Annotated in this window: 6 protein-coding genes; 3 read left to right on the forward strand and 3 right to left on the reverse strand. The window is 65.4% G+C overall.

The genetic code is table 11. From position 1 onward, the window contains the following. Positions 1-8 precede the first annotated feature (8 nt). Positions 9-1094 (forward strand): homoserine O-succinyltransferase, encoded by a 1086-nt coding sequence (locus tag IT359_07130; GenBank protein ID MCC6928747.1) that lies wholly within the window; start codon positions 9-11, stop codon positions 1092-1094. A gap of 18 nt (positions 1095-1112) precedes the next feature. On the opposite strand, the gene IT359_07135 is transcribed toward IT359_07130, so the two are convergent. The 3 genes from IT359_07135 to IT359_07145 form a co-directional block, all read right to left on the reverse strand. After that, on the reverse strand, positions 1113-2282 hold the full coding sequence (locus IT359_07135) for a PLP-dependent transferase (GenBank protein MCC6928748.1): 1170 nt from the start codon (positions 2280-2282) through the stop codon (positions 1113-1115). Between the two features lie 171 nt (positions 2283-2453). Beyond that, on the reverse strand, positions 2454-5702 hold the full coding sequence (locus tag IT359_07140; GenBank protein MCC6928749.1) for a hypothetical protein: 3249 nt from the start codon (positions 5700-5702) through the stop codon (positions 2454-2456). Positions 5703-6315: 613 nt separating this feature from the next. Continuing rightward, complete coding sequence (locus IT359_07145; GenBank protein ID MCC6928750.1) at positions 6316-7668, reverse strand: hypothetical protein; 1353 nt, start codon at positions 7666-7668, stop codon at positions 6316-6318. A gap of 1085 nt (positions 7669-8753) precedes the next feature. On the opposite strand from IT359_07145, the gene IT359_07150 reads away from it, so the two are divergent. Continuing rightward, entirely contained in the window at positions 8754-9095 is a 342-nt protein-coding gene (locus IT359_07150; GenBank protein ID MCC6928751.1) for a transposase, read from the forward strand. Between the two features lie 47 nt (positions 9096-9142). Continuing rightward, positions 9143-9845: transposase (locus IT359_07155; GenBank protein MCC6928752.1), on the forward strand; the 703-nt coding region annotated here is incomplete at its 3' end.

Genomic DNA, 9845 nt, shown 5'->3' on the forward strand with positions numbered 1-9845 from the left:
ACGCTCCCATGCCCCTCGTCGCACACTCCTCGCTCCCCTCCTTCGACGACCTGCGCCACGCCGGCCATGAGGTGCTGTCGCTGGACGGTGCGCTCCACCAGGACATCCGCGAGCTGCACATCGGGCTTCTGAACATGATGCCCGACGCCGCGCTCCGCGTCACCGAGCGCCAGTTCCTGCGCATGGTGGGGAACTCCAACAAGATCGTGCAGATGTACGTGCACCTGTTCACGGTCCCGGGCATCGAGCGCAACGCGGAGACGCGCGCGTACATCGACCGGCACTACACCACCTTCGACGCGCTGCGCACCGAGGGGCTGGACGCGCTCATCATCACCGGCGCCAACGTCGCCAACCCGGCGCTCGACGAGGAACCGTTCTGGCAGCCGCTCGAGGACGTCGTCGAGTGGGCATCGGAGCACGTGACGTCTGTCCTCTGCTCCTGCCTTGCCACGCACTCCCTCCTCAAGCACCTCCACGGGATCGACCGCGTCCTGCTGCCGGCCAAGCGCTGGGGGGTGTACGACCACCGCGTGACCAGGCCGGGGCACCCCCTGCTGCGCGACGTCAACACGCGCTTCAACGTCCCGCATTCCCGGAACAACGACATCGACCGTTCGCAGTTCGAGCGGGCCGGACTCACCGTGCTCGCCGAGAGCGCCGATGGCGGCGTGCACCTGGCGGTGAGCGCCGATCAGTTCCGTGTCGTCTACTTCCAGGGGCATCCCGAGTACGACATCAACTCCCTGCTCAAGGAGTACGTCCGCGAGGCGCACCGCTGGTTCGCCGGCGAGCGTGACGACGTTCCCCCGTACCCCGAGCACTACATCTCCGAGGCAGCCGCCGTCGTCATCGAGCGATGGTGGGAAAAGGCGCGCGCGGCACATCGCTCGGGCGCGCCGCTCCCCAACTTCCCGGAGCAGGACGTGGTGCAGCTCCTGGACAACACCTGGGGCGACAGCGGCAAGGCGTTCTTCAACAACTGGCTCGGCGCCGTCTACAAGCTCACCCACCGCGACCGCGGGCGCGTCTTCGACGACGGCGTGGACCCCGAGGATCCGTTGGGACTCCTCAAGCGCGGCGACGCGCCGTGATGGCCTGATACCGCGCGGCTACCGGGACGCGACAAGCGCCTGGTCCAGATCCGCGATCACGTCCTCGATCGCCTCCAGCCCCACCGACACCCTAACGAGTCCCGGCGTGATGCCCACCGCCAATCGCTCGGCTTCGCTGAGTTTGGCGTGCGTGGTTGATGCCGGATGCGTCGCGATCGTCCTCGTGTCGCCCAGGTTCGCCGTCAGCGAGCACAGGCGGAGCGCGTTGAGGAAGCGGCGTCCCCGGTCGATCCCACCCTTCACCGTGAACGCCACCAGCCCGCCCCCCGCCGACATCTGCAGGCGAGCGACGTCGTACTGCGGATGCGACGGGAGGAAGGGATAGCGCACCTGCTCCAGGTCCGGGCTGCTTTCCAGGTGTTGCGCGACCGCCAGCGCGTTCGCCGAGTGACGCTCCATGCGCAGCGAGAGCGTCTCCAGGCTCTTGGAGAGCACCCACGCATTGAACGGCGAGAGTGCGGGCCCCGTGCTGCGGCAGAAGGCGTAGATCTGCTGGATGAGATCCTCGCGCCCCACCACCACGCCCCCCATCACCCGCCCCTGCCCGTCGATGAACTTGGTCGCCGAGTGTACCGAGAGGTGCGCCCCGTACCTAAGCGGTTGTTGCAGCACTGGAGTCGCCATGCAGTTGTCCACCACGAGCAGCACCCCCCGCGCCGCCGCGAGTGCGCCCAGCGCCTCCAGGTCCGCGATCTCCAGCCCCGGATTCGTCGGCGTCTCCACGTAGATCATGCGCGTGGCCGGCGTGATCGCCCTCTCCCACCCTTTGGTCCCGTCGGCGACGTCAACGTAGGTGTGCGTGATCCCGAAGCGGGGCAGGATCTTCGTGAGGATCGTGTGCGTCGACCCGAAGATCGCGCGCCCCGAGACGATGTGGTCTCCCGTGCCGAGTAGTCCTGCGAAGGTGGCAAAGACCGCCGCCATCCCCGTGGCCGTGGCGTAGCCTGCCTCCGCGCCCTCGAGCTGGCACATCTTGTCGACGAACTCCGTGACGTTCGGGTTCGTGAAGCGGGAGTAGATATTGCGTTCGATCTCGTCGGCGAACGCGGCGCGCATCTCTTCGGCGTCGTCGAAGACGAACGAGGAGGTGAGGTAGACGGGGACCGAGTGCTCCTTGTGGGGGGAGCGGTCGGCCTGGGTGCGGATGGGGGGGGTGTTGTTAGGCATGCGGTGGGGTGTTCGATGGGAGTGAAGGTATGCGAGCGGCCGCTACCATGTCCGCGCGCTTGGCGGCGTCCACCGCGACTGTCGGCAACGTGTAGTTGGTGGGGCGGCACCATCGAAGGCATCACCGGCGACGCCACGATCGCCGTGCTCTCCATCCCGCGTAGTGCACGACTACTCCTGCACCACCCGCGGCTTCAACGTCTTCCCAATCGCCCCGATCCCGGCGTCCGACAGCTTCCGGTCGAGCGCCGGAATGTCCTCGTTGACCATCGCCTCGGCCCGCGCCTTGAGCGCCGCCCACGTCTTGTCGAGTTCCACCCGACGGTCCTTGGCGGGCTGGTTCACCTGCGGGCGCTCGCTCTCCGTCTGGTTCAGGAGGAAGATGTAATGCGCGGTGAACTTCTGCGGGAAGTTCTCCACGTCGTCGTAGACCTTCGTGCGGCGCTGGACCATCTCCTCGTCCCACGTCTTGAGCTTCGCAAGGAGCGCCTCGCCCTCGCGCCTGATGGCGGCGTATGCGTCGCCGGCTGGCAGCTCCGCGAGCACTGCCGTCAGCCGCTCCTGCGTCGGGTTCAGCCGGTTGACCGTCTCGTGCATCTGGGTGAATTCGCGCTCCATCGCCGACATGAAGGCGTCGTACTCCGCATAGCCCGCAGCATCCGTCGCGACCAGTGGGTTCGCGAGGATCGCCGCCTCGGTCGTGACGGTCCTGCTCCCCATGGTCAGCGCGAAGCGATACGACCCCGGCGACGCCTTGTGCCCACGGTAGTTCGCTTCCATGTGCAGACCGGGCACTCCCGGTAGCGTCGCATGACGGAGATCCCAGACGATGCGGTTGAGCCCCGTGGCGGTTGCGAGCACCGGATCGGACGGCGGGGCGCTCGCCCACTTCTTCGCCGTCGTGTCCTGCTTGGACGAGTAGCGGCGCACGAGCGCCCCCGCCGCGTTGCGCACCTCGAGCGTCACGCTGTCGCTCTTCTCCAGCTTCGGCAGCCGGTAGTACAGCACGATGCCGCTTGCCGGGTTCACGCCGCGCGTTGGGTTGGCACCGGTGAATTCCTCCTTCGAGTCATCCAGCTCGCTCCCACTGTTCGTCAGCACCACATCCGCCGGACGATAGAGCGCCAACTCTTGCCCCTCGGCGCGATACTGCCGAAGCAGCGCCAGGTCGTCCAGCACCCAGAGGCCGCGCCCCGCGGTCGACGCGATCAGGTTGCCGCGATGGATCTTGAGGTCGGTGATCGGCGTGACGGGCAGGTTGCGCTGGAACGGCGCCCACTCCTTCCCGCCGTTCCACGAGACGTAGAGACCCAGCTCAGTCCCCGCGAAGAGCAGGTCCCGCCGCACGTCGTCCTCGCGCACCACGCGGGTGAACGCGTTAGGCGAGATCCCCGTGTTGATGCGCGTCCACGTCTGCCCGTAGTCCGTCGTCTTGTAGAGCCCAGGCGTGTGGTCGTTGAACTTGTAGCGCGTCGTCGCGATGTACGCCGTCCCCTTGTCGAACGGTGACACCTCGATGGCATTGATCAGGCACTCGGCGAGCCCCGCGGGGGTCACGTTCTTCCATGTCGCCCCGCCGTCGCGCGTGAGGTGGACCAGTCCATCGTCGCTCCCCGTCCAGATCACGCCGCGCTCGTGCGGCGACTCCGCCACGTACGCCAGCACGCCGTAGTTCTCGGCCCCCACGCCTTCATTCGTGTAGGGGACGCCGGCCTTGCCTTGCTTCTCCTTGTCGTTCCGCGTCAGGTCGGGGGAGACTTCCTTCCACGTCTTGCCGAGGTCACTCGTCTTGAGCAGGAGCTGCGCGCCGTGATAGAAGGTGTTGGGCTCATGCCTGCTCCAGATGACCGGCGCGTTCCAGTTGTAGCGGTACTTCATGTCCTTCGCGTCCATGCTCTGGTACTGTATCGGCGCCGCCATGATGCTCGTCCCCACGTGCGCCTTCGTATCCAGCACGTCGATCGTCCCCGCGTAGCTCCCGCCCAGCACGTAGCGCGGGTCGTTTGGATCGAAGGCCAGGAACGCGCTCTCGCCGCCCGCGGACGCACTCCAGCTCGCGGTTGTGATGCCACCGCCGCCGAGCTCCTGGCTCGCGATCCGCACCGACGAGTTGTCCTGCTGCGCCGCGTAGATGCGGTAGGGAAACTCGTTGTCGACGTTGAGCCGGTAGAACTGCCCCGTGGGCTGGTTCATCAGCGTGCTCCAGCTCTTGCCGCGGTCGAACGAGATTGCGGAGCCGCCGTCGTCGGAGAGGATGAAGTTGTCCGAATCGTCAGGGTTGATCCACAGGTTGTGCGTGTCGCCGTGCTGCGTCGGCACCTCCTCCCACGTCTTCCCCCCGTCGTTGGAGCGGAGCGCCGGTGCGCTCAGCACGTAAAGCCGGTTCTCGTCCTTGGGGTCGATGAACAGCTCGATGTAGTACCACGCGCGCTGCAGCAAGCGCGGCTCGTTGGTCACCTGGCTCCAGCTCTTGCCGGCGTCGGTCGACATGTAGAGGCCGCGCGCCGCGCTGTAGGAGTCGCTCTCGATCAGGGCATACACCTTGTCCGGGTTCGAGCGGCTCACGGCGATCGCCATCTTCCCCATTTTGTCGGGGAGCCCCTTGGTCATCTTCTCCCAGGTCTCGCCACCATCTGTGGACTTGTAGAGACCACTCCCCGGCCCGCCGCTGATGACCTGCCACGGACGCCGCCCATGCTCCCACATGGCGGCGTACAGCACGCGCGGGTTGTGCGCATCCATCGACAGCTCGGCCGCCCCCGTCTTCTCGTCCACGAAGAGCGTGTTCTTCCACGTCACGCCACCGTCGGTCGACTTGAAGACGCCGCGCATCTTGGACGGCGCATAGAGCGCCCCCTGCGCCGCGACGAAGACGACGTCCGGATTGCGCGGATCGACGATGATGCGCGAGATGTGGCGGCTGTCGTCGAGCCCGATCTTCTTCCAACTGCGCCCCGCGTCAGTGGAGCGATAGACCCCGTCGCCCGAGCTGGTCATCACGCCACGCACCGCGTGCTCCCCCATGCCGACGTACACCACGTTCGGGTCCGACTCGGCCACCGCGATCGCGCCGACTGTGGCAGTCTTGAACCAGCCGTCGGAGATGTTCCGCCAGGTGATCCCCATGTTGTCGGTCTTCCACACGCCGCCGCCAACGGTCCCCATGTAGTACGTCCTGGGGTCGCCCACGACGCCCGTGGCGGCGACCGAGCGTCCGCCGCGGAACGGGCCGATCGAGCGCCACTTCACCGGCTTGAACACACTGTCGAGGGGCATCGCACCGGGTTCCGGCGCTGCGTCGGCGGTGCGCGCCCTGGCGGCGCCGGCGCTTGCCGTCTGCGCGGCGGATTGGCCAAGCGGCATCAACGCCGCCGCGAGGGCGACAGCGAGCGGAAGGGATCGACAGGGGAGGGCTCGCATCGGGAGTTTCCGGGCTTGGGAGGTAGGCCATGATATTCGGCTACCGTGGGGGGCGCCCGCCAGTCGGTCGGCTCGGGGAAGTGAACGGGCGTCGAGGTGCGCTCCGCGGGGGGCACGCGGCGCGGCGACCCGAGGTCCGATGCCGGGCGTGCGTGGCGTGGGGGGGAGGCATCCCGCAGCTGCTACTCGAGTCGCTACTTGCGGAAACCGGCGGACCTGCCGTGGCTCCAGTGCTCGATGCGGCTGCAGGGGCGCGTGCGAACCCGAGCTCTCGGATCCTGCTCCAGACTAGCGCAGGCTCCTCGTTGGCAGGTACTTCGTGGATTCGCCGTCGCCTGACTCGTGCTCAGCAGACTACGTAAACCCGCGTCGCAGCGATGGATCATTGAACCATGGCGACGCATTTACGACACCGCGCGCCCGCATCGCAGCTTGAACGGAGGTGTACCCCTGCAGGCATTTGCCAATCTCAGGCCTCTAACCCCAACCCGACTGTTAACCAAACACCGGACCTAACAAGGGGCTACACGCCGCGCCACTATCTCTCAAGCACACCAGAGTGACACCGAGAACCCAACACGTGGCCTCGTTTTCGGGGTCCATCTCCTAACGATTAGGGAACAGACCGAACGGGCTCAGTCGACTCGATGCTTGTCGGCTGCCAAGCCTCGACGCCCCCAAGTCGGCCAATACCGATCGCGCCTCGAGCATTGTTGCCCCAGCAATACAGGGTGGCCAAGCGAGACACCGCGCACGAATGGTCCCCGCTAGCGGCACTTATGCGTGAAAAGAGTACGTCGGACATCACGCGGACAGGTTCCGGACGAATCAGGTCGCTCAGAATGGGGAAAGGCGTAGTGGAGCCTCCGTCGCCGAGTTGGCCGCGGTCGTCAAGCCCCCAACAGTAGGCTGCGCCCGATGCAACTACTCCACAAGTGTGCCTCGTTCCAGCCGAAATCTGAACGAAGTCTCCAACATTCCGAACCGCGGTCGGCACGCTCGTCGACAGAAACTCGCCGGAGCCGAGTATGCCTCCATCCCCTAGGCCCCAGCATCGTCCTTCGCCTGGTGCGGTCACGCCACAAGTGTACCGAGTGCCGGCAGACACGGCCCGATACCGCTCGTTGCTTCTAATTGGGGTTGGAAGACTGCGTCCCATTCGATCGCCGAGCCCCAACTGCCCCTCGTCATTGTTGCCCCAACAGTAAGCGCGACCGACGTTGTCAACCGCGCATGAATGGTTGTAGCCGCTGCTAACCTCAACAAATCTCTCACCTGGAGACTGCAGCCACGCGAAGGCACCGGTTCCACGCCCCCAGCACGCTATACGGCCAGTCACACCCATAGCGCAGGTGTGATCACCTCCCGCGCTAACTGCAATAACCGTCTCCGCAAGCGAGATCGAAACCGGTGTAGCGTATACTCCACTCGTGCCGGGTTTCACCTGTCCAAACCGTCCGTCGCCCCAACACCACACAACGCCGAAGTCGTCCAGTGCGCAAGTGTGATTCGTGCCTGCCGAAATTGCTTGGGCCGATCGTAGAACAACAACGCGGTTTGGAGCAGCCGTTACGGTGTACTTGCGCAATACCCCACTTCCTAGCTGCCCAGACCAATCGTTTCCCCAGCAATACACCATACGGTCGACTCCAAGCGCGCAAACATGGGAACCTCCGCCAGCGACAGACACGAAAGACCGCGTCGCGGCCGTCGCTCCGCGTACGACGAGCGAGAAAGAATCAGCGGCCCCCGCCGCAAACCCGCGAAGGACGACATGACCCGGGGCGACCGCGGTCAACGTGTTCGAAGAATCGACGGTCGCGATCCGCTCGTCTGGCGATGCCCAAGCAACTGAAACTCCCGTCGGCAGTGGATCTGCCAGATCCGTGTGTCCCGACTGATACAACTTCCCATCTCGCTCAACGAAGAGACCAAGAGCGAGCTTCTCGCCTGGGCCGAGTATCAAGTTGGTGGCGCTCGCATAAACCCGGCTCGCGCTGCGTGGCTCTGATGCTGCGGAGCAGTTCACCAAGACAAGAGCGCCGACCAACCTGAGCGGGCGCGCGCGTGCGATTGTCCAGGTTCTCGCAGGAGCTCCAACTGTCCTAGAAGGGAGCATTGTCGCTTCATCCTGCGGAATCGCGATTCTTCGGGGAACTCTTCGCCGCCCGAAGCAGCGCAGCAACTCCGGCACCGACTACGCCCCCGACGATGGCGCCAAGGGTTCGTGCGCTACCGGGGGAGAGTGCGGCCTCGTTCCCTGGATATCCATGTGACGCCCGTTCGCCAATCCAAATACCACCAACGATTGCGCCGAGCAATGCACCGGTTACCACGTATCGAAACGTTGACCTTGGTTCCGCCAGCAAGGGTGTCGCCGGTGGGCCGAAAATGGTACGGACCGACCCTGCCGTACCCGTCTCAGTCCCCGAGAGATCCAGACCTTTGATGTCAGGCCTCAAGAGGTCAAACGTCCGAGAGGCCCGCTCCTGTCCTGCCAGCGGTAGGGCTGCAGCAGTTATCAGTAGCACGGTACGCAGGGCCAGGCGTGCTCGAACTGCAAACCAGATCCGGATGAGCATACGACAACGAGACTAGTAAACGGACGTCTTCGAACACGCTCGGATTCGCTCGCGATCGACGTCCGATGGTCGGCCTAGGTACGGCTTCGGTCGATGGCCTTGAACAGAGCGACGATCGTCGATTTGCCAATGAACGCATCCTCTCGACGATTGCATCTGCGGCGAAGAGGCGCCTGTCGGCCATCTTCCTTATACGCAAGTGGGGCAAGAAACATCTAGGTCCTCGACTTGCACTTGCACGCTGTAGGATCGAGCAGGAAGAGTTACGCCAGTATCACGCACCTGAACCGTGATCGTGGTCGTGTACTGGCCTCGTGAAAAGGTGATCGACCGGCAAGTGCCGTGCGATCCGTCACCCCAGGTAATCTGTATAGCGCCTACTCCACCGGTCGGGTTCGTGCAGTTGTCCTGCCTCAGTTGAAATGTGACTCCCAACCGCTCACTCTATGCCGTGAGCTCGGAGGAGTCCATGAGTCGACCGAATGGCAAGAAGAAAGCTCGGCGACAGTTCACGCCGGATGAGAAGGCCACGATCCTACGCCGCCATCTCGTCGACAAGGTCCCGGTCTCGGACCTGTGTGACGAGTACGCCATCCAGCCCACGCTCTTCTACCTCTGGCAGCGTCAGGCCTTCGAGCACCTGGGCGCCGCGCTGCAGGACGGGCGCTCGCAACGGGGCGCGGCGCAGGCCGGGGCGGCCGAACGGGCACGCGTCGCGGCGCTCGAGGCGAAGCTCGCGAAGAAGGATGCGGTGATCGCCGAGGTGTCGGAGGAGTACCTCGCCCTGAAAAAAAAACTTGGGGCGCCCTGAGCGACCGATGGGTCCCGCCCGATCTCCGCGACGCGGTCGTCGACTTCGTGTCGACGTTCAGTGCGCGCACCGAACAGTCGGTGCGCTGGGTGCTGGCGCGCCTGGGCCTGGCCCCGACGCAGTACTATCGCTGGACCGCGCGCTACGGGATGGCCAACACGCCCGCCGGCCCCGTGCCGCGCGACCACTGGCTGCAGCCGGCGGAGCGGCAGGCGATTCTCGCGTACCACGACACGCATGCGCCGGAGGGCTATCGCCGCATGACCTACCGGATGCTCGACGCGAACATCGTGGCGGTGAGTCCCGCGACGGTGTATCGCGTGCTGCGGGCGGCCGGGGTGCTCGACCGGTGGAACCGGACGCCGTCGACGAAGGGCACGGGCTTCGTGCAGCCGACCGCGCCGCACGAGCATTGGCACATCGACATCAGCTACCTCAATATTGCGGGGACGTTCTCCTACCTGTGCGCGCTCCTCGACGGCGCCACGCGCTTCCTCGTGCATTGGGAGCTGCGCGAACGCATGACCACCGCCGACGTCGAGACGATCCTGCAGCGGGCGCGCGAGCAGTATCCCGACGCCCGCCCGCGGATCATCTCGGACAATGGGCCGCAGTTCATCGCCCGCGACTTCAAGGAGTTCGTGCGGCTGGCGGGGATGACGCACGTGCGGACGTCGCCCTACTATCCGCAGTCGAACGGCAAGCTCGAACGCTGGCACCAGACGCTCAAGGTCACCACGATCCGGCCGC

The sequence above is a fragment of the Gemmatimonadaceae bacterium genome (assembly GCA_020852815.1).
In the GTDB taxonomy this organism is placed as follows: domain Bacteria; phylum Gemmatimonadota; class Gemmatimonadetes; order Gemmatimonadales; family Gemmatimonadaceae; genus SCN-70-22.